17 protein-coding genes are annotated in these 21271 nt (G+C 50.7%); 3 read left to right on the plus strand and 14 right to left on the minus strand.

Annotation, left to right across the window (positions count from 1 at the left end; all coding sequences use genetic code 11):
* Positions 1-353: 353 nt before the first annotated feature.
* The 12 genes from V7051_RS18290 to V7051_RS18345 form a co-directional block, all read right to left on the minus strand.
* The gene (locus V7051_RS18290) at positions 354-587 is read right to left on the minus strand and encodes an FAD assembly factor SdhE (protein ID WP_333877338.1); all 234 of its coding nucleotides are present in this window, start codon (positions 585-587) and stop codon (positions 354-356) included.
* Entirely contained in the window at positions 587-1372 is a 786-nt protein-coding gene (locus V7051_RS18295) for a succinate dehydrogenase iron-sulfur subunit (protein WP_333877340.1), read from the minus strand. The genes V7051_RS18290 and V7051_RS18295 overlap by 1 nt, the downstream gene beginning before the upstream one ends.
* Before the next feature lie 37 nt (positions 1373-1409).
* Positions 1410-1796, minus strand: a complete 387-nt coding sequence (locus V7051_RS18300; protein ID WP_333877342.1) for a type II toxin-antitoxin system VapC family toxin — start codon at positions 1794-1796, stop codon at positions 1410-1412.
* The gene (locus V7051_RS18305; protein ID WP_333877344.1) at positions 1783-2016 is read right to left on the minus strand and encodes a hypothetical protein; all 234 of its coding nucleotides are present in this window, start codon (positions 2014-2016) and stop codon (positions 1783-1785) included. Before V7051_RS18305 ends, V7051_RS18300 begins: the two co-directional genes overlap by 14 nt.
* Before the next feature lie 21 nt (positions 2017-2037).
* Positions 2038-3822 (minus strand): succinate dehydrogenase flavoprotein subunit, encoded by a 1785-nt coding sequence (sdhA, locus tag V7051_RS18310; RefSeq protein WP_333877346.1) that lies wholly within the window; start codon positions 3820-3822, stop codon positions 2038-2040.
* Between the two features lie 3 nt (positions 3823-3825).
* Positions 3826-4206, minus strand: coding sequence for a succinate dehydrogenase, hydrophobic membrane anchor protein (gene sdhD / locus V7051_RS18315; protein WP_333877347.1), 381 nt, complete (start codon positions 4204-4206; stop codon positions 3826-3828).
* Positions 4196-4588, minus strand: coding sequence for a succinate dehydrogenase, cytochrome b556 subunit (gene sdhC / locus V7051_RS18320; RefSeq protein ID WP_333877349.1), 393 nt, complete (start codon positions 4586-4588; stop codon positions 4196-4198). Before sdhC ends, sdhD begins: the two co-directional genes overlap by 11 nt.
* 429 nt (positions 4589-5017) lie before the next feature.
* Positions 5018-8263, minus strand: coding sequence for an efflux RND transporter permease subunit (locus tag V7051_RS18325; protein ID WP_333877351.1), 3246 nt, complete (start codon positions 8261-8263; stop codon positions 5018-5020).
* Positions 8263-9345 (minus strand): efflux RND transporter periplasmic adaptor subunit, encoded by a 1083-nt coding sequence (locus V7051_RS18330; protein ID WP_333877353.1) that lies wholly within the window; start codon positions 9343-9345, stop codon positions 8263-8265. The genes V7051_RS18325 and V7051_RS18330 overlap by 1 nt, the downstream gene beginning before the upstream one ends.
* A 225-nt stretch (positions 9346-9570) precedes the next feature.
* Complete coding sequence (locus tag V7051_RS18335) at positions 9571-10965, minus strand: TolC family protein (protein WP_333877356.1); 1395 nt, start codon at positions 10963-10965, stop codon at positions 9571-9573.
* 218 nt (positions 10966-11183) lie between these two features.
* On the minus strand, positions 11184-11384 hold the full coding sequence (locus V7051_RS18340; RefSeq protein WP_333877358.1) for a YgaP family membrane protein: 201 nt from the start codon (positions 11382-11384) through the stop codon (positions 11184-11186).
* Between the two features lies 1 nt (position 11385).
* Positions 11386-12666, minus strand: a complete 1281-nt coding sequence (locus V7051_RS18345) for an NAD(P)/FAD-dependent oxidoreductase (protein ID WP_333877360.1) — start codon at positions 12664-12666, stop codon at positions 11386-11388.
* A gap of 361 nt (positions 12667-13027) precedes the next feature.
* Here V7051_RS18345 and V7051_RS18350 point away from each other — a divergent pair, with 361 nt between their 5' ends.
* From V7051_RS18350 to cydX, 3 genes are read left to right on the plus strand one after another with little or no spacing between them, the layout of a single operon-like run.
* Positions 13028-14590 carry a cytochrome ubiquinol oxidase subunit I gene (locus V7051_RS18350; protein ID WP_333877362.1) on the plus strand — a complete coding sequence of 521 codons (1563 nt, stop codon included), beginning with the start codon at positions 13028-13030 and terminating at the stop codon, positions 14588-14590.
* Positions 14587-15726 (plus strand): cytochrome d ubiquinol oxidase subunit II, encoded by a 1140-nt coding sequence (gene cydB, locus V7051_RS18355; RefSeq protein ID WP_333877364.1) that lies wholly within the window; start codon positions 14587-14589, stop codon positions 15724-15726. Before V7051_RS18350 ends, cydB begins: the two co-directional genes overlap by 4 nt.
* Before the next feature lie 9 nt (positions 15727-15735).
* Positions 15736-16302 carry a cytochrome bd-I oxidase subunit CydX gene (cydX, locus tag V7051_RS18365; protein WP_442919671.1) on the plus strand — a complete coding sequence of 189 codons (567 nt, stop codon included), beginning with the start codon at positions 15736-15738 and terminating at the stop codon, positions 16300-16302.
* Positions 16303-16743: 441 nt separating this feature from the next.
* Here the strand turns inward: cydX and V7051_RS18370 are convergent, their stop codons facing one another.
* Together V7051_RS18370 and V7051_RS18375 are read right to left on the minus strand one after the other, a co-directional pair.
* Complete coding sequence (locus V7051_RS18370; RefSeq protein WP_333877365.1) at positions 16744-20133, minus strand: chemotaxis protein CheW; 3390 nt, start codon at positions 20131-20133, stop codon at positions 16744-16746.
* Between the two features lie 363 nt (positions 20134-20496).
* Positions 20497-20904, minus strand: coding sequence for a response regulator (locus tag V7051_RS18375; RefSeq protein ID WP_333877368.1), 408 nt, complete (start codon positions 20902-20904; stop codon positions 20497-20499).
* Positions 20905-21271: the final 367 nt, after the last annotated feature.

Consider the following 21271-nt stretch of genomic DNA (forward strand, 5'->3'; position numbering starts at 1 on the left):
GCTTTGAGCGGTTCACATTTTCAAGCCTCCGGCTTTGCCGGAGGTTTTTGACTTTGATAATACTTTCACAGTCTCTCCAGCTTGGGAACCCCAGTCCAGAAAGCCTGTCCTGAGCGTTGTCGAAGGGCTCTAGCTTTCTATATTTCGGGAAGCTGGAGCTTCCTACACTACATTCCCAAGCTGGAGAGACTGTGAAAGTATTCATGTGGGAGGGGCTTTAGCCCCGAAAGTCGGGGCTAAAGCCCCTCCCACATGAATAAAACAATGACTTAGAAGTCACTAAATAGTATGCGTCATATTTTCAAAAATACTTTCACAGTCTATGAAGCTTGGGAATGAGCAATAATCTCAGTCTATATAAAATCATGTATCTTCCCAATCAAAATCTTCATTCCTTCCGGTATTTCCATTTCACCTAGTAAAATAGTGAGCAGCTCATCATCTTCAAATCCCAACAACTCTACAAACAACTCCCTCTCCCGCTGATCCGCCGCCAAATACCCCGTATCCAAGTACCTATTCAACAAAAAATCCAGCTCCTTAGTCCCTCTTCGGCACTGCCACCTTAACCGAGCCAGCTCGTTCATCAGCCCAACTTTCTCTGTACCAATAGTTTCTTGGTTTCGGCAATCGCCTTGGCCGGATTCAAGCCCTTAGGACAGGTATCGGTGCAATTCATGATCGTATGGCAGCGGTACAATTTAAACGGGTCTTCAAGTTCGTCCAGCCGTTCGCCGGTGTTTTCATCTCGGCTATCAACCAGCCAACGGTAGGCTTGCAACAACACAGCAGGCCCCAAATAACGCTCGCTGTTCCACCAGTAACTGGGGCAACTGGTCGAACAACAGGCGCACAGGATGCAATCGTATAGGCCATCCAGTTTTTCCCGGTCTTCTTTACTTTGCAGACGCTCGGAATCGGCCGGCGGCGGGGTTTGGGTTTCTATCCAGGGTTTGATCGAGGCGTATTGGGCAAAGAAATGGGTCATGTCCGGCACCAGGTCTTTAACAACATCCATATGCGGCAACGGAAATATTTTGATCGTGCCGGGATAAGAATCGATGGCTTTGGTGCAGGCCAGGGAGTTTTTACCGTTGATAGTCATCGCGCAGGAACCGCACACGCCTTCGCGGCAGGAACGCCGGAAGGTTAAGGTGCTGTCGATCTCGTTCTTGATTTTCAGGATCGCGTCCAGCACCATCGGGCCGCACTTATCCATGTCCAATTCGAACGCATCGATGCGTGGGTTTTCGCCGGACTCGGGATCCCAGCGGTATACTTCAAAGCGGCGGACATTGGTTGCACCGCTTGGCGCTGTAAAGGTTTTGCCTTTGGTTAAAACCGAGTTTTTAGGCAGGGTAAATTCAGCCATTAGTACATCCTCTTCTGAGTGGAATCCAAGATAATCATCATAACAATCTTGTATTGCTATGCCGACCTAAGCGTTTATCAAAGGTATATAAAACCATGTCAAGGCATGAACTTTCAGTCAAAATCAAATAATCGGCAAAATCCGCATGACCTTGGCGAAACAAATCGATAGCGGTTTTAAATTGTTCAGGACGTTGCAGAATAAAAGCGGAATTAATCAGAAAATGTTCAAGTACCATCAATAAACTGGCATTATCTATTTTATAAACTTTTGCCAATACCCAAGCGCATTCTACTTGCACGATTTGAGAGAGATAGACTTTCTGCGCATTTTCAACCAAGTCGCGGGCGATTTTTGTTTGCTCCGGCTGCCCGGTATCTTCGACAATGACTCGAACCAACACATTAGTATCAATCGCTATCACTTATTGCTCCCTCGATAATACCTTGTTCAATATCCGCTAACGTAGCAGTAATAGGCGTTTTTATTAAACCAAATGCCGACTTGATAGTCAGTTCTTTGTCATCGTTTGATGAAAGAGGCAATGTTTCTACAATGTGACATTGTTTTTCCGGCAATAAATTTAAAAAACCGACAACTTGGCTGTAGATGCTGTCGTCTATTTCCAATGTGAGTGTTTTCATGTCATGTTTCTCAAAGCGTATTTAATAAACTCTCTCTTTTGGTGGAATTACATCGACATCGTCGGTTAATGTGTACATGTGCACCGGCCGGTAATCGATTTTGACCTGGTCGTCGATTAGCCAGGTCAGGGTATGCTTTAGCCAGTTTTCGTCGTCGCGGTTCGGGTAATCTTCCCGTGCGTGGCCGCCCCGGCTTTCGGTGCGGTTGCCTGCCGCGTTGATCGCTACGCTGGCTTGACTCAGCAGGTTATCCAGCTCCAGCGTTTCAACCAGGTCGGTATTCCAGATCAACGATTTATCGCTCACTTTGACATCGGCAAAAGTTTTCCTGACTTCGGCCATCATGTTGACGCCTTCGGTCAGCGTGGCGCCGGTCCTGAATACCGCCGCTTTGCTTTGCATGACTTTTTGCATGTCCAGGCGAATATCGGAGGTTCTGCGGCTGCCGTTCGCATTGCGGATTTTATCGAAGCGGGCGATGGCTTTGTCGCAAGCATTGCTCGTCAGCGGTTTTTGTCTTGAGCCCGGTTTGATCAGTTCGGCGCAGCGTATCGCGGCGGAGCGGCCGAATACGACCAGATCGAGCAGCGAGTTTGAACCCAAGCGGTTCGCGCCATGCACGGAAACGCAGGCGGCCTCGCCGATTGCCATCAAGCCCGGTACCACCGCATCGGGATCGCCGTCTTTCAAGGTCACGACTTCGGCTTTGTAATTGGTCGGAATGCCGCCCATGTTGTAATGCACGGTCGGCAGCACAGGAATCGGCTCTTTGGTTACGTCGACACCGGCAAAAATCTTCGAGGTTTCGGAAATGCCCGGCAATCGTTCGTGAATGATCGCAGGATCAAGATGCTCGATATGCAGATAGATATGGTCTTTCAGCGGCCCTACGCCCCGGCCTTCTTCAATTTCAATGGTCATCGCCCGGCTGACCACATCGCGCGAAGCCAAATCCTTGGCCGACGGCGCATAGCGTTCCATGAAGCGTTCGCCTTGCGAATTGGTCAGGTAACCGCCCTCGCCTCTCACGCCTTCGGTAATCAAACAGCCCGCGCCGTAAATGCCGGTCGGGTGAAACTGGATGAACTCCATATCCTGCAACGGCAAACCTGCGCGCAACACCATCGCGTTGCCGTCGCCGGTCACGGTATGCGCAGAGGTGCAGGAAAAAAACGTGCGCCCATAGCCGCCTGTGGCTAATACAGTCATTTGCGATTTGAACAAATGCAGCGAGCCGTCATCAAGACACCAAGCCAGGATGCCGCGGCACTCGCCATCTTCCATAATCAAATCCAGCGCGATGTATTCGACGAAGAATTCGGCTTTATGTTTTAACGACTGCTGGTACAAGGTATGCAAAATCGCGTGACCGGTCTTGTCGGCCGCCGCGCAAGTGCGTTGAGCGGTGCCTGTGCCGTAATTCGTGGTCATGCCGCCGAACGCACGTTGATATATTTTCCCGTCGGCGGTTCTTGAAAACGGTACGCCGTAATGTTCAAGCTCGATCACGGCCGGGATCGCTTCGCGGCACATGTATTCAATCGCGTCCTGATCGCCCAGCCAATCGGAACCTTTGACGGTGTCGTACATATGAAAGCGCCAGTCGTCTTCGCCCATATTGCCCAGCGCCGCGCTGATGCCGCCTTGAGCTGCAACAGTATGACTGCGAGTCGGGAATACTTTGGTGATGCAGGCGGTTTTCAGACCTTTTTCCGCCATGCCCAAAGTCGCTCGCAGCCCCCCTCCGCCAGCGCCGACCACCACTACATCGTAAGTATGTTCAATAATTTTATAGTCTGCTGCCATGAATCACCCTATCGATACAATGCGAAACACGGCCAGCAAAGCCGCTATCGCCAAAAACAAGAAAGCCAGATTGACGACCCAGATTGAGATTATCTTAGGGCCTTCCGCGGCGACATAATCTTCAATCACCACCTGTAAACCCAACGCGGCGTGATAAAAAGCCGCGATGGTCCATGCGACGATGCAGACGGTATTAATCGGCGACGTCAGCCAGTCTACGGTTTGTTGATAGGGTGCGGTCAAGCTCAAGCCCAGAAATTTGATCAGCCAAAAAGACAACGGAACCAGCGCGACGGCGGTGACGCGCTGCATCCACCAGTGACCGGTTCCGCTTTTTGCAGAACCCAGACCCTTGGCCCTGGATAAAGGCGTTCTATAGTCCATAATACCCCCAGACAAAAGTCATCAAAGTCAGAGCCAATGAAACGGCCAGTTCAATCATCGCGTACCGGTTTAATGTTTCAAGTTCAAAGCTGTTGCCTGCATCCCAAATCAAATGTCGAACGCCATGACACAGGTGGAAAAACAACGCGTAAATAAAACCCCAGCCTATTAATTTGAGCAGCCAGTGATTCATAACCGTCTGCATGGTGTCGTACGCATCTCCGCCGCCGGCCAGCGCCGAAATGACATAAACAAACAGGATCAATCCGGCCGAGAGCATAACGCCGGTCATGCGATGGGTGATGGAAATAATGCCTGTCAAAGGCAGCTTATAGACTTGTAAATGCGGGGATGTGGGTCGTCTGTTAGTATTTATCGCCATAATATTATCCGGTTGTTGTGCTTACCCAATGATCGTCCAAATCAAAATTCGATGCAATAACCGTAGCGCTGAGGAGACTCCAGCTCCTGTTTTACCCTTCGTTGCCCTTACGGCATGTTCAGGATAATAAACTACATTACTACCTGCATCAGCTGATTGATGTTGTACCACATATTGCAAATGCCCGCTAAGGTAAAACCGGGATTTATAGACGGCGAACTCAACTATCGTTTTCAACATCAGTTAATAGCGGATGTTACGCATTGTCGGTGAAAACTGTGAAAAGATGATTGGGTAATAGTAACGGATGAGGTGGTAGGACGTGCCGTGCGCGCCTTCTTGGACTTACAAGGCGCGCACGGAGCAGTTGCCGAGAACACGAAGAAAAAACATAAACTTCGTGTTCTTCGTGTCTTCGTGGTGAAAAAATCACTCTTCTTTATTAATCAAAAAATAAACCACCGGAATCACCAGTAACGAAAACAACGTCGATGCAAAAATGCCAAAGATAAAACTCCATGCCAACCCAGAAAAAATCGGGTCCAGAATAATTACAAACGCGCCGAACATCGCCGCCCCGGCAGTCAAAAATATTGGCCGCAAGCGAATCGCACCGGCTTCAATCAACGCGTCTGCAAGCGTAACACCGGCACGGGCGCGGATGCGTTCGATAAAATCGATCAGGATAATCGAGTTGCGCACCACAATACCGGCCAACGCAATCATGCCGATCATCGCGGTGGCGGTGAAATAAATCGGATTCGGATAACCGGCAACAGGCGCTGCAAACAGGTTAAGCAGCCAAAAGCCCGGCATGATGCCGATTACGGTCAGCGGAATCGCTATCATCATCACCAGCGGCACGCTCAACGATCCGGTTTGCCCAACTAGCAACACATAGATCATCACCAACGCGGCCGCAAAAGCCAAACCAAGGTCGCGGAACACGTCGACGGTGATTTTCCATTCGCCCTCGCCTGCCAATTCGGCCTTGTAACCTTCCGGCAACGGGCGCTCGTCCAGCACGTCATTCAAATCGAACACTGCTTCCACAGGGCTGCGCCCCGCCATTCCGGCAATCACATAATTCACCCGTTGCAGGTTCTTGTGAAAAATAGGCTGGTCTTCGGTTTCTATGCTGGCGCTGCCTATTTCGCTTAACGGTATCAAATCGCCCTGACCGGTTTTAACGCGCAAGGCCAATAAATCGGCAACCGACGAGCGAAGCGCACGAGGCAGTTGCAGCGTGATTTCCAGCGGTTGGCGTTCGCTGTCAATATGCACAATGCCGACAGCTTGACCTGCGGCGGCAATGCGCAGGGTTTGGGCAACCTGTTCGACGCTGACGCCGGACAACGCGGCTTTCTCCCTGTTCAAATGAAAATGCACTTTGTCATGCTGCGCTTCGGAATAATCATCAACATCGACCACGCCTTCGGTTTTTTCCATATCGGCCCTGACGCGCTTGGATACCGCGACCAAATCATTAATACCGGCTTCCGGCGGACCGTAGACTTCGGCGACCAGATCGGACAACACCGGCGGCCCCGGCGGAATTTCTACGATTTTAAGGTTTGCGCCGTATTGTTTGCCGAGCCGTTCTATTTCGGGCCGGATGCGCAAGGCGATTTCGTGCGACTGTTGTTCACGCCGGTCTTTAGCCAATAAATTGATCCTGACTTCACCGACATAACCGCCGCTACGCAGATAATAATGGCGAACCATACCGTTGAAATCCATCGGCGCGGCCAAGCCGGTATAGGTTTGGTAATCGGTGACTTCATTGACGGTCGCAAGATAGCTGCCCAAGGCGCGCGCGACTTCATCGGTTTGTTCGAGCGTCGAACCGCGCGGCATATCGATCATGATTTGCAGCTCGTTTTTATTGTCGAACGGCAATAATTTAAGCGGCACGGCGCGGGTAATTGCCAACATTGTCGAAGCCACGAAAGCGATCAGCACGATCAGCAAAAACAGTTTGGCGCGCCCCGAAGTTTCCAGCAATGGCCCAAGCGCCGAGCGGTAAATCCGGTAGATAAAAGTCTGTTTAAGCTCTAACGGCGCTTCTTCGCTGTGGTTGTGATATTCGCTTTGCAGCAGTTTGAAACTCGCCCACGGCGTCACGGTAAACGCGACAATCAGCGACACAATCATCGCAATCGGCACGTTGAACGCCATCGGCGCCATGTACGGCCCCATCATGCCGGTGATGAAAAACATCGGCAGGAACGACACGATTACGGTAAAAGTCGCCAGAATGGTCGGCGGCCTGACTTCATCGACCGCCGTCAGTAAGGCTTGCAGCGGCGATTCTTTGCGCAGTTGATAATGCCGGTGGATGTTTTCGACGTCAACGATCGGATCGTCGACCAGCAGACCCAGCGACAGGATCAACGCGAACAGGGTGACGCGGTTGATCGTGTAGCCGGAGATATAATCCAGCAATAAAGTCAGCGCCAAGGTCATCGGCACTGCGATAGAGACGATAAACGACTCTTTGAGCCCCAGCGAAAAAGCCAGCAACACGACGATAATCACGATCGCGAAACTTAAATGCTTAACCAGCTCGTTGACTTTATGGTTCGCGGTTTCGCCGTAATCGCGGGTAATCGTCAGTAAAACATCTTCCGGAACCAGCGTGCCGTGCAGTTTTTCCGCGGTAGCGATAACGGCTTCGGCAACGTTGACCGCATTGCTGCCTTTACGCTTGGCAACGGCAATAGTGACCATCTGCCGCTCTTGCCCGACTTGCGGCTTGTTGCCGGTGGCATGGCCTATCGTCGGCATCTCATCGACCGCAGGGCCAAAGCCGATGCGGGTGTAATGATCGACATCGGCCGGACCGTCTTCGATGCGAGCCACATCGCGCAGGTACACAGGCCGTCCGGCAACGCTTTTAATGACGGTCGCGCCGACTTCTGCTGACGACTCAAAATGCGGCCCGGCCTCAATCAATATTTCGCGATTGCCACGTTCGATGCTGCCGACTTGCAGATTGACATTCGCATTAGCCAGCGCCTGGGTGATTTCAAGCAATGTCGTGCCATGCGCGGCCAGTGAGGCGGGGTTCGCATAAATAGAGACACGCCGCTGTTCGCCGCCGACAACCCAGCTTTTGCCGACATCGCCGACGCTTCTGAGCGAGATAATCAGCTCGTCGGCGATACGACGCAAGGCCATCGAATCGTAATTATCGTTCTGCGCGGAAAGCGTCATCAACACGATAGGCACGTTATCGATTTCGACCGGCGACACTTTCCAGTGCGTGACGCCCGGCGGAATCAGATTCTGGTTGGACATCAGCCGGTCCCAGGTTTTGACCAGACTGTCCTCAAAAGACTGGCCGACCAAATAACGCACGGTAACCACGGCTGCGCCAGGCCTGGAGATCGAATAGACATATTCGACGCCTTCGATTTGCTTGAGCAAAACCTCCAGCGGCGTGGCGACCAGTTTTTCGACTTCTTCGCTGGACCCGCCCGGAAACTCGACCAGCACGTCCATGACCGGCACGACGATTTGCGGATCTTCTTCGCGCGGCGTTAATACCAGCGCCGCAGCTCCGGCCAATAGCGAAATAATCAGGAACAGTATCGAAAGCTGCGAGGTGGTAAAAACTTCAACAATTTTGGTCGTCAGTCCGCGTTTGGGTTTTTCGTTTTCCAGGCTGTCCATTATTGCGCCTGCTCTGGATGGGCTATCACGGTTTCTCCTTCATGCAGGCCGGAAATGACTTCAACTTGGTCGCCGAAGGTTTTGCCCGTCCTGATATGCCGCATCAGATGTCGGCCTTCCGATAGCACTTTTACGACTTCCAGTTGGCCGATATACTGCACCGCGGCGGCGGGAATCAATAAGGCTTCGTGCCGATCGCAGGCTTGTTCCAGCCAGCCGAAATATCCGGGTTGCAAGCCAGCCATTGCAGGCAGTGCGATTTTAATCAGCTGGGTGCGGGTTTGCGGATCGACTTCCGGGCTGATCTCGTCAATTTGCGCGCTGGTGGTTTGTCCCAAGGTATCAATGCGCACATTGACGTTCATGCCGATGCTGTAGCGCCCGGCACAGGTACTCGGCACATCGGCTTCAAGTCTTAATCCTTGCGGGGTTTGCAAAGATATTATAGGCATGCCGGGTAAGCTCATGTCGCCGGGTTCTTTAAGACGCTTAACCACGGTGCCGTCAAAAGGCGCGACTAACAGAGCATCAGCCAGATGGGTCCTGATTTCAGCGACCGCGCTGTTTGCCTGGCTTACAGCGGCTTGCGCCTCTTTTGCCCTGGCGACGACCGCATCGAAATTTTCACGCGTTGCCGCGTCTTTACTAAACAAGCTGCGGGTGCGCTGTTCGTCTGCCTGGGCGCGGCTTGCCTGGGCATTGGCACTGGCGAGTGCGGCCTGGGCTGCATTTTCCTGGGCTTTGATGTCCCGCTCATCCAGACGGGCAATCAGGTCGCCTTTTTTGACTTTGTCGCCTGCGTTGACTTTAATCTCAAGAATCCTCGCAGTTGTTCTGGGTGCGATATTGGCAACGATCCTCGACTTTACCGTACCGGGCCAAGCCAGAATATCGTCAACCTGCTTTTTCTCGACAACAGCCGTGTCGCTTGGCGTCTTTGAATCTTTAACCAACGGGCTTAATCCGGGCGGCACTTTGCTGACAAAACTGCCCTGCATATAAAGCAGTAACAGGATCAAGGCTAGAACGGCCGCGAATATAGCCAGGATTTTATTGTTATTTTTGGGTTCGGTTGCTGACATAAGATTCTCTTTATCTTAGATAAATCATTTGGTCCACGAAAGACACGAAAACTATCGCTCCCACGCTCCGGCATTCGTCGTTATACACATCTCGAGGTAGGCCGGAAACGCTACCGGGTGGTCTTATTCCGGCCTACATCTGTCGTGAACGTTGCGCATTAGACCTTCCAGGTTTTAAAAACCTGGAAGGTCTGCATTACACGATGAACGCCCTGTTAATTTTATTTACTTCCAATCTCCGACAGCCTTTTTCAATGCCGCTTCCGCACTCAGCGCATCGTAATGCGCTGCAATCGTGTTGGAGTGAGCATTATTTCTGGCAACTTCTGCTTCGATATAGCGTGTAATGGTCTCTGTCTCGGCGCGCCGTTGTTCATTAACCAGTCTCAACGCTTCGTCGGCAGCGGCCACCGATGCTTCAGTAACGCGCATGCGCGCCAAGGCTTCTTCCAGTTTCAGGAAGGCAATTTTGACTTCCTGTTCGATAGCCAATTTTGTTTTGCGTTCTGTTTCACGGGTTTCGGCGGCTTTTCGTTCAGCAGCACTAACGCGGTTTTTGGTTTCCAAGCCTGAAAACAAATCCATTTCGACACTGACTCCGGCCGTAACATTGTCTTTGCTGCTGGAAAAACCTGGAGACTGGCTGTTTTGGCCGTAACTGACATAAGCATCGGCTCGAGGTAAATAAGCGCCCTGCTCGCTTTTCAACTTGGCCTGGGCGATTTCCACTTGGTTGGCGGCCGCCTTAACTTCCGGGCGTTGCGTCATCGCAAGTTCGAGCAGGTCGTTAAACGATGTTGTTAACTTGGGCTCTGGCAACATCGATGACGACGCGACAGTAAAAGTTTGATCCGCTGACAGGCCGAGCAAGGTAGCGATACTGGTTTTGGCCAGCTCGATGCCATTGGCGGTCTTGATTTGGGCTTCCTGCGCTTCAGCCGATTTCACTTCCAGCGATAGCACATCGGATTTAAGAGTAGTTCCTTCTTCGTACCTCAGCTTCGTTTGCTTTAATTCGCTGGTAATTGCCGAAATGGAATCCTGGGCGACTTTATGCGCTTCCTGTGCAGCCAAATAGGCATAATAGGAAGCGGTTACCGCTTCAATCAACGCATTACGCACCGACGAGCGTTCAAACTCCGCCGCACTGATGCCCAACTCCGCGGCTTTACTGTTTTGATAATCCTGCCCGCCGCGAAACAAGGACAGTTTGCCTATGATTTCGGGGCGAAAGTTCTGCCGGTAGCCGGGATTGTTGATGTTATTGATCGAGTTGGGTCCAAAATCCCGTTGCGCCACAATCATCGAAAAGACTTGTGCGGGATTATTGGAATGATCGTAACCAACCTTGGCGGTGACTTGCGGATAAAACGCGGACAGCGCTACGCCTAATTGGGCTTCAGCCTGACCGAGACGTTCGGTGGCGATTTGCAGGTCGGGGTTGTTGCTTAATGCATAATCGATAGCCTGATCCAATGTAAAAGATTGGCCGGCCGATTTTTCCGCCATCGTTTTACCGGCAGGATTTGGGGAACTATGATCCGCTGCGGCCGACAAGTTCGACAACATGAGTATCGGTAACAGACTTAATGCCAAGTTGTTTCTTGTTGTTTTAAGCATAATCTTCACGTACCTGTTAGAAATTCCCCTCGTTCCCACGCGCCGCGTGACTACTATACAAAACGACACTGTAGGAGCGGGCCGCGCCCGCGATATGGGGCGCGATTACCGCGTTGTAACTCCTTCATCGCGGGCATGGCCCGCTCCTACAATGCTTAACTTAATAGCAATGACGCGATACGCGAGAACGAAGTAAAAAAGATTACGGCGTTACGCAATCAAAACGCACTGCCCGGCTTAACGCCCAACTTTTTAAGTATGATTGCCATCGGACAAAACCCGGTAAACGCCGATTGCAGCAAATTAGCACCGACAAAGGCGGTAAACCATAGCCACAACTCGGAATAATAATGAGCCAGCAATAGGCTGATCAAAATAAAGCTGCCAGCCACCGCAAAAACCACGCGATCGATAGTCATTTTATTTTCCCTTTAAACGAACCACGCCTATCAATTTAAGCATCATCCTTTCATAAAAAGGTTCGCTGATGCCTTTTTTGATTTTACGCATGAAATAAAATTCGAAACCGATTTTAGCCAGATGAACCCACTTACCTTGTGCAGACCAGGTGACATTACGCGGCGGAATTTGCGGCTTGGCCAGGAATGCCACGCCGGAATCGCCAAAATCGGCCAGGCATAAAGCATTCAACGTGGCTTTGTGGCTCGGTTCTTTACCGGCCAGTTCATCGGCAATATTATGCGCGGTAGCGGTCACCATTGACTCGATCATATAGCCGGTTTTTGGCGCGCCAACCGGTACCGGCGTCGGCTCAATCGGCGGTATTGCAATACAAACGCCGACGGAATAGATATTTTTAAAAGTCTTATTGCGCTGATGCTCATCGACCAAGACAAAGCCGCGCGGGTTAACCAAGCCTTCAACGCCGACATTGCGCACCGCGTCAACGCCGGTAAAAGCAGGTAACATCATTGAATGCTTAAAAGGCAGCTCGTGTTTTTTCTTGTCCTTGCCCTCATCATCGACTTCCGTGACATACATCATGCCGGGCTCGATTTTGTCGACCTTGGCGTTGGTTATCCACTTGACGGTCTTGTCACGCAAAGCGCTTTCCAACAGACCTTTGGTGTCGCCGACACCGCCTAAGCCCAAGTGGCCTATATACGGTTCTGCGGTAACGAAAGTCATCGGCACTTTGTCACGAATTTGCCGTTTGCGTAATTCGGTTTCAATGATCATTAAATATTCGTAGGCCGGACCGTAACAGGACGCGCCCTGAACCGCACCGATAACAATCGGGCCCGGATCTTCCATAAATTTATCCCAATCTTTTATCGCAACTTCGGCATGATCGACATGGCAAACCGATGAGGTATAGCCATCCGGCCCCAAACCGGGAACTTCATCGAACGCCAGACGGGGACCCGTGGCAATTACCAGGAAGTCGTAAGCGACGGCCGAACCGTCATCCAGCAGCACCTGATTATTAACCGGGTCAACTTTTGCTGCGGCTTTTTGAATGAATTCGATGCCTTTCTTTTTCATCACCGGCGCCAACTCGATCTTCAGGTCTTCCGGCTTGCGCCATTTGGGTGGAACCCAAGGGTTTGACGGGACAAAATGAAAAGTCGGGCTATCGGAAATCACGATCACATCGTGATTTTTTCCTACCGTTTCCTTCATTTCATACGCCATCGGTACGCCGCCGATGCCTGCGCCTAGAATTACAATACGAGCCATGATACGTTCCTCATTAGTAGTTATTATTGCCTGCCATGCATTTTCCAATTGAACTTAGGGTCAATTGAAATCCCATTAAAGTAAACCGATACCAACACTGAACAGTAAAAAGCCCTTGTGACCGATCGAACAGAAAGTATCGAGTAACTTAAAAATAAATTGGTATATTAGGAAACATTAATAGACAATAACACGGTTCGTTCTTAACGCACAAGGCTACTTGTTAGATTAAAACAAACTTAATTTTTGTATTGTTTCTGTAAGTTTAATTTGTTTTAATCGCAAACGGTGTTGGTTTACTTGTTTTCAATGCCATTCATCTTAAGTTCTGGTATACAGAACTCAACCCATAGGGGAATTTATGATTTCAGAAGCCGTGGTGAATCTATCTCGCTGGCAATTTGCAGCAACTTCTCTATACCATTTTCTGTTTGTTCCATTGACATTAGGTTTATCGTTTTTACTGGCGATTATGGAATCGACCTATGTCATGACCGGCAAAGAAATTTACAAGGATATGACCCAGTTCTGGGGCAAATTATTCGGTATCAATTTCGCACTGGGCGTGACTACCGGCTTGACCATGGAATTTCAGTTCGGCATGAACTGGTCGTATTTCTCTCACTATGTCGGCGATATTTTCGGTGCGCCGCTTGCCATTGAAGGCTTGATGGCGTTTTTCCTGGAATCCACCTTTGTCGGCCTGTTTTTCTTCGGCTGGGATAAGCTGGGCAAAGGCCAGCATTTACTGGTGACTTGGCTGGTTGCGTTCGGGACCAATTTATCCGCATTATGGATTCTGGTTGCCAACGGTTGGATGCAATTTCCGGCGGGAGCGAACTTTAACTATGAAACCATGCGTATGGAGATCACCAGCTTCGGCGATCTGTTATTTAATCCGGCCGCCCAAGTTAAATTTGTTCATACCGTTGCAGCCGGTTATACCACCGCATCCGTTTTCGTGTTGGGCATCAGCGCTTATTACATGTTGAAAGGCCGTGATGCGGCTTTTGCACAACGCTCTTACACTATCGCAGCAGGTTTTGGACTGGCCGCCATCCTGTCGGTCATTGTATTGGGCGACGAAAGCGGCTATACCGCCGGCGAAGTACAAAAAACCAAACTGGCCGCTATAGAAGCCGAATGGCACACCGAACCGGCACCCGCAGCATTCACAGCCATCGGCATACCGAACCAGGAAACCATGGAAACGCAATACGCAATCAAAATCCCCTGGGTATTGGGCTTGATTGGGACGCGTTCCATCGATGAACCGATTACCGGATTATCGGAGATTCTGGATAAAAACCGCTCGCGTATTCGCAATGGCATGCAGGCTTACGCCCTGTTGCAGACTTTAAGATCCGGCAATAAAGACCCAAATATCCGTGATGAGTTCGACAGCTACAAGCAAGATCTGGGCTATGGTCTTTTGCTTAAACGTTATACCGAGAATGTAGTCGATGCGACCGATCAACAAATAGAATTGGCAACCCAATACTCAATCCCCAGAGTTGTGCCATTATTCTGGACTTTCCGAATCATGGTCGCTTGCGGCTTTATTATGCTGGCAATATTTATTTTTGCAGTAATAGCCAGTTCAATTCGTAAGTGCAGACAGGAGTGGTTATTGCGTGCAAGCCTGTACATGATGCCTTTACCCTGGATCGCCTCTGAACTGGGTTGGTTTGTGGCCGAGTTCGGCCGTCAACCGTGGACTATTGCGGAGATTTTACCGACATTTTTAAGCACATCCTCTCTGACCGAACTGGATATCTACCTGAGCTTAACGGGTTATATCGGTTTATATACGGTATTTTTGACCATAGAAATGTTCTTGATGCTTAAGTTCATCAAGTTAGGCCCCAGCAGCCTGCATAAAGGCCGTTACCATTTTGAAATCGCCACAGGAGCATCACTATGATTTTCGATTATGAAACCATGCGCTTGATCTGGTGGGCCCTTTTAGGTGCTTTATTGATCGGCTTTGCGATTACCGACGGCTTTGACCTGGGTGTAGCGGTTTTATTGCCCTTCTTAGGCAAAAACGATACCGAACGCCGCATCATTATTAATTCGATAGGCTCTGTCTGGGAAGGCAACCAAGTCTGGTTTATCACCGCGGGCGGCGCGTTGTTTGCTGCCTGGCCTATCGCTTATGCTGTGGCCTTTTCAGGGTTTTATTTTGCGTTGTTGCTGACCTTGTTTGCATTATTTTTGCGGCCGATAGGCTTCGATTACCGCAGTAAACTACCCAGCCAAAAATGGCGCAACAACTGGGATATTGCGTTATTTGTCGGAGGATTCGTACCGGCGTTGATTTTCGGCGTCGCATTCGGCAATTTATTGCAAGGCGTACCGTTCCACTTCGATAACGATATGCGAATTTTTTATACCGGTTCATTCTGGGCATTATTAAACCCTTTCGCATTGGCGGCGGGATTGGTTAGCTTATCGATGCTGATTATGCACGGAGCGGTCTATTTACAGATCAAGACCGGTGGCGATATTAATCAGCGCAGTAAAAAAGTGGTTCTTGTTGCTGCCATCATCACGCTGGCCCTTTTTGCTGCGGCGGGCATTTGGGTTACCCATATTGACGGTTACCATATCACCACCGAAATTTTCCCTAATGCGCCATCCAACCCATTGGCAAAAATAGTTTCCAAAGAGCCGGGATTATGGCTGGATAACTATGAACATTGCCCTGTGTTATGGACTATTCCCACCCTGGCTTTTGTTGCCGGCGCGCTAACCATCGTGCTGTCAAAAATTGACCGTCCGGGCCTGGCATTTATCACCAGCTCATTAACACTGACTTCAATTATCTTAACCGCAGGCGTGTCGATGTTCCCGTTCCTGATGCCCTCAAGCTCGGCCTTGAACAGTTCGTTGACAGTGTGGGATGCCAGTTCCAGCCTTACGACGTTAAAACTTATGTTGGTGGCTACGCTGATTTTCCTGCCTATCGTTCTTGTTTATACCACTTGGGTATTTCGTGTATTGCGCGGCAAGATAACGCCGGAGCATATTCAACAAAACGATCATTCGGCTTACTAGGAGATTATTATGTGGTATTTCACTTGGATACTGGGATTATTACTGGCTTGCTCATTGGGCATTATCAACGTGTTGCGGCTGGAAGCCCAGGAAACATGGGACAGGGAACATATCCCCTTAGATCCATTGACACAGTTAATGACCAAAGACACGATGCTGGGCCGGTTAAAGGAAAAAGTTGAGAACTCCAGACGCAACGGCTTTCCTTTTTCCATTCTTGTTATCAGCTTAAAGGATTTCAAAGCCAAAAATAATTTACCCGATTTTGAAATGGATGCGGTATTACGCAGCGTGGCAGACTGTTTTCAAGAAGACATCAGGTCGGGCGTCGATATTGCGGCAAGAATGGGTGAACAGGATTTTCTTATTGCGATGCCGGGTTCGCCATTGAAAAAAGCCGAGCAAATCGCCGTTCAGATTAAAAACGAAATTATGGAACGCGTTAAAGCGCCCGATTTGGTTGTTGAAGTGGCTACAGGAGCTGCGGAATACTCAGCCTCCACCGAAAGTTTCGCCAATACAACAAATGAAGTGGATGAATTGATCAAAGTTGCGACAGCAAAGAGCGGCTTATAAGTCTCAGCCCCATAAAGATAGGATGGATTAAAGTCGTTTTTAGAAGATTATTTTCCATACCTATCTTTGAATGCGTAATGGGCAGTTTTTTAGCTTTTTCAATTCACTGTAGGGTACGCTGTGTGTACATTTTACATTGATTTTTATGATTATTTATAAAGGTACGCACAGCGTAGCCCACCTAAAAAAAACAGAAAATACGACGCTTAAAGTATACCTAACTAAAGAACGAACTCGTTAATGCCCCAAAATACGTTAGATTAATCCGAAACTAACTCCTTCAAGCTACTAATCTAAAATTCAAGCGCCGCCTGTAAATCCGCTGTAAACCTTCCAGCATTTGGACAGACGCTGCCATTGCAACCCACTCACCATACAGACGATGCAAGCGATTGAATAAAATCATCGAATGCATCTCTGCCAACCCGCCGGTCATACGCATCACTCCACGCCCATTTCCCGGCTCAACACATAGCTCATATCAAGCACCATGCCGACATCCCCGCTACCGAGTAAAGCACACCCGGTCACCCCGCGAATGCCGGACAAATACCCATGCAACGGACGAATCAACACTTGCTGCTGGCCAATTAGCTCATCCACCGAGAGCGCGGTACGCTGCCCATCTTTACCCACCACCACGAACAAATGCTTGAGTTCATCGTCACGACTGTCTGCATTTCGCCCCAGGGTCGTCAACCGAGATGCCCCCGCGCCGCCTTCCGCTTGCCCGTTACCGCTCAGGAACTGGATCGGCAGCACATCATCGGCTTCCAGGCGCAGCATGTAGCGCCCCCGGTCGGCCGATACCTGCATCAACTCATCTGCGCCTGAACGCACGATGCGTTGAATGGCATCAATAGGAACCACATACTGCACCTCGCCCACGCGCACCGCCATGCCTTCCAACACTACCATCGCCAACGGCATGGTCAAGGAAAAGCGCGTACCGCCGGTCAGTAAATTGTTCACTCGCAAGTCGCCGCCAAGATGGCGCAGCTGGTTGCGGACAGCCGCAAGATCGACCCCCTCGCACTCGCCGTTCGACACCGTCCCGAAACCATCGCGCAAGACCAGCGCAACATCAGGACGATCCTCAGTCCAACCCAGCCGGCGGCTCCGTTGCATAACCTGCTGGAGATCGATACCGTTGCCATCATCCTCTACCGTGATTGCCACATGATCCTCGTGTTTAACCAACAACACCCGGCAAGTCCCTCGCCCAACCTTGCCTGCACCGACACGATGCTCCGGCGCTTCAATGCTCTGGCTCACGCAAAAGGTCACCAAGGTACGCAACGCCGACTTCAAAGTATCAAGCATACTAAAATCGAGCTCTATTTCATCGCCGACAGTCACTAGCGATACCTGCCGGGAGTGCTGCCGCGCCAACCCCTCAATGAACGGGGTCAAGGGTTTAAGCAACAAAGCGGCCGGACGCACGCGCACGGCAAGCGCTTCATCCTGCAAACGATTCAGCAATGCAGTATTTTGCGATTCGAGCTGAATGAGCTTTTCCACATTCTCCAGCCAACTTTCCAACGTCTGACGCACCGCCCCGCGCGCCGTCTGCCAATTATCCCCGGCATCGGCCATTTCCGATTCGACCAAACGCACCAGATCGGACTCGAATAATCGGGTCAACAAATGATGCACCATGGCCTGTCCGGTGACCAATTCGCCGATAGACTCAAGCATATCGCCAGACATCGTACCCCGCATCGCCATGGCCCGCATAACGTCCTCCTCGGCGGAATTCACGGCCTGATCCGCACCGGCTTTGCCGCTCGCAGGATCTCCCGCCTTGCGATCCGCCAATGCGGCTTCCACATGCAGACACCGACCTTTCGGATCAAGCACCGTCAGCGCCTCATTAAAACCCGCCTCACCCAGCGGACTGGACAGTAAAAAATCGAATAACGTGTGGTCACCGTCAAATACCGTCACGTTACTGATAGCCTGGGCAATACCCGAGTCCATCCAACTTAGGAAGTTCGCCGCCAACTCCTCGTCGTTATTGAGATCGGAACGTACAATATAGAAATGATGGCCGTTTTCCAGGCCTGACAAAACAACCTGAACGTTCTCCGGCGTCAGCACCTTGTGGAAAGCTTTCGGCAAGCCCAAACGCGCCTCAATCTGCGAGGAAGATACGGTGCCGTTAGCGGTAAAGGCAGCCTCGGACGCTTGCTGCAACAGCTTTTCAATCCGCGCCATATCCGGTGTTTCGCCAAGTTCGGCGACATCCAGGATAATTTCAATATCGCCGATGAACGATTTGGCGATATGCAGCAGCAGCAGCACATCCGGCGCCGTCTCGCCGATCTCCGCGCGCGCGAACAAATCCGCCATCAACTTTTTAAAAATTTCATCAGCTACCCCGATCTCCGCGCGCGCGAACAAATCCACTATCGACATACTCAAGTGCGCCGCCGTTTCCATGCCATAGAACAGACAGGCATGATAAACCTGACGCATCAACTCGATCATGCGCGTACACTGCAAACGCACAGCCTCCTGACGTTTGATGCGTTCTATCACGTTGCGCATTTCGAGCAGGGTTTCGAACACATGATTCGCACACCAGGCGCGTAGAGTAGTGCGAGGATCGGCAGACAATCCGCTACGATCTTCGAGCATCACCTCGGCCACAGAGGCCAGCTCCTCGTAGAGCAGGAACTCAAGGCGGGTGAAATGAGCATCCAAAGATTCAACACCGGTGCGGGCATCGGCGATCACCCTATCCAACACATCCATTATCCGTACGAAACCATGCGCCCCGGCAAGCACCCGCACCTCTTCCGCCGCCGTTACGACAGCTTCCAACGACAACTCTTGGTCAGTAGACATATGATTGCCCAGTTGCGACAATTTACCGAGAGGCTGTTCCAGCGCATCGAAAAAACGGCGTACCGGGTCGTCGGACACAACGGCCTCACTGTTAAGGTTAGGTTTCTGAGCGAAATTATGCTCATAAAGCGCTTGCAGGCGGGAAAGCAGCGTCCCGGCCTGACTGCGCGTAGCTCCCACGATCCCCAGAAAATCCTGCAACACCAGCAGCCATTCGAGCATACCGATCTGCTCCGCCGCATGACGTAAACGCTCGGCTTCTTCGATAACAACGTATACCGCTGCGCCGGTAGCATCGCCCTCCAGCACCGAACGCATTTCATGCAACACGTCATGCGCCATACCGAAAAATATCTCGCGATAGACCGGATCGTTAGCCAGAGAAGCCGTGTCCAAGGGCTCGAATACGATAGACTGCGGGGCCTCTACCTCCTCCATCCGTGTGCAGTCGTCGACAATTGCTCCGTGCATTGCTCTATCTCCTGCATCCGTGCAGTCGTCGGCAACGGTTCCTGCTTTCAGGTGCTCTTCCTCTTGCATCCATGCCGTCATTACGTCACGGACGGCTGCGAATTTTTCCTTCATCCGTAACGTAAGATCGCCTGCCATCGTTGAAGGCGCATCCTGATGCGTGGATACAGAAGATTCCAGCATAGCGCGCAAGGTATCCGTCGCCTCCAACAATAGAATAACAATCTCCTCGTCCAACGCGACCCCATCGTCGCGCACCAGCCCGATCATATCCTCCGCCAGATGCGCCACCGATTCGATGACCGACAATCCCAACATACGGGCATTGCCTTTATAAGTATGCATAGCACGAAACAGACGAGCCACCGCATCAATATCCAGAGGCGTATCCCCCCCCGCCTTGAGCGATGCCGAAAGAATCAGCAGACATTCTTCCACTTCATCGAGCGAGCAACCGCCTTCTTCAGCATACAACCCCCAAACCTCATTTATATCCAACTCATCGGACATTCCACAACCCTCAGTCAATTTTGACGTTAACAGTCAAGTTTTTTGTTTTTATAATTCACCGTAGGGTACGCAGCGCGTTCTTACGTTGATCGTCGTGATATTTTTTAAGGGACGCGCATAAAACCGCGATGCGTAGGGACGGATGAACTTGCTCCTACAGATACCCACGATATTTATGCCCGCCTAAGTAACGGCGCTTAACCAACACCTTACCTTGTATACGGTCATTAATAACTTCCGATATGGATCGAATAAAATCTTTCCGCTCGTCCCGCCCCTTCGGCTACACCCAGTACGAAGAACGGTTTGACGATAGAAGACAGTGATTTCGGGAAGTTATTTTTAACCGAACCCTTAGCCTTTTTACCTCAATCCCACCAATTGCCTCATCACCTGACTCAGTTCATCGCCGCGCTTATCAACCAAATCGAGAGACACCGCCCCAGAAGGCTTGGTAACAATGGCATCAGCCCCCAACTCCCTAGCCTTCGCGGCATAGGGCGAACCTGAAAGCGCCACCGACGACAGGATTACAATCTTGGCCTTGCTCTTGAGCTTGGCGTAACGCAAAAATTCCAAGCCGTCCATTTCCGGCATTTCAATGTCCAGTAGAATCAGCGCCAGATCTTTATGATTGTCCAATTCTTCCAGCGCCTTCTTACCGTTTTCGGCAAAGGCCACTGCCTTAAATTCCGGCATCTTGGTAACGAAACCGCGAATTACCGTGCGCATCATCACCGAATCGTCCACTATCAAAACCTTGTGTTCCATATTGACTCCTTATTTCATACAGTTAAAAAATTGGCCTCGTTCCCATGTAAAAGCTCCCTCTCCTGCTGGAGAGGGTTGGGGGAGGAGAATAAAAAGTATCGTAGGTCAGGTTAGGCGCTAGCCGTAACCCGACACATCAGCGCCCTACGTCGGGTTACGCTATCGCTAACCCGGCCTACCCGGCTCATTCCCACATACTACGTCACGCCATTAAGTTAAGAGATACGCTGGTTCCCAAGCTCCCGAGACTGTGAAAGTATTTTTGAACATATGACACATACTATTTTAGTGACTTCTAGGTCATTGTTTTATTGATCGTGGGAGGGGCTTTAGCCCCGAAAGTCGGGGCTAAAGCCCCTCCCACATG

The sequence above is a fragment of the Methylobacter sp. genome, assembly GCF_036845245.1.
Lineage (GTDB): Bacteria > Pseudomonadota > Gammaproteobacteria > Methylococcales > Methylomonadaceae > Methylobacter_A.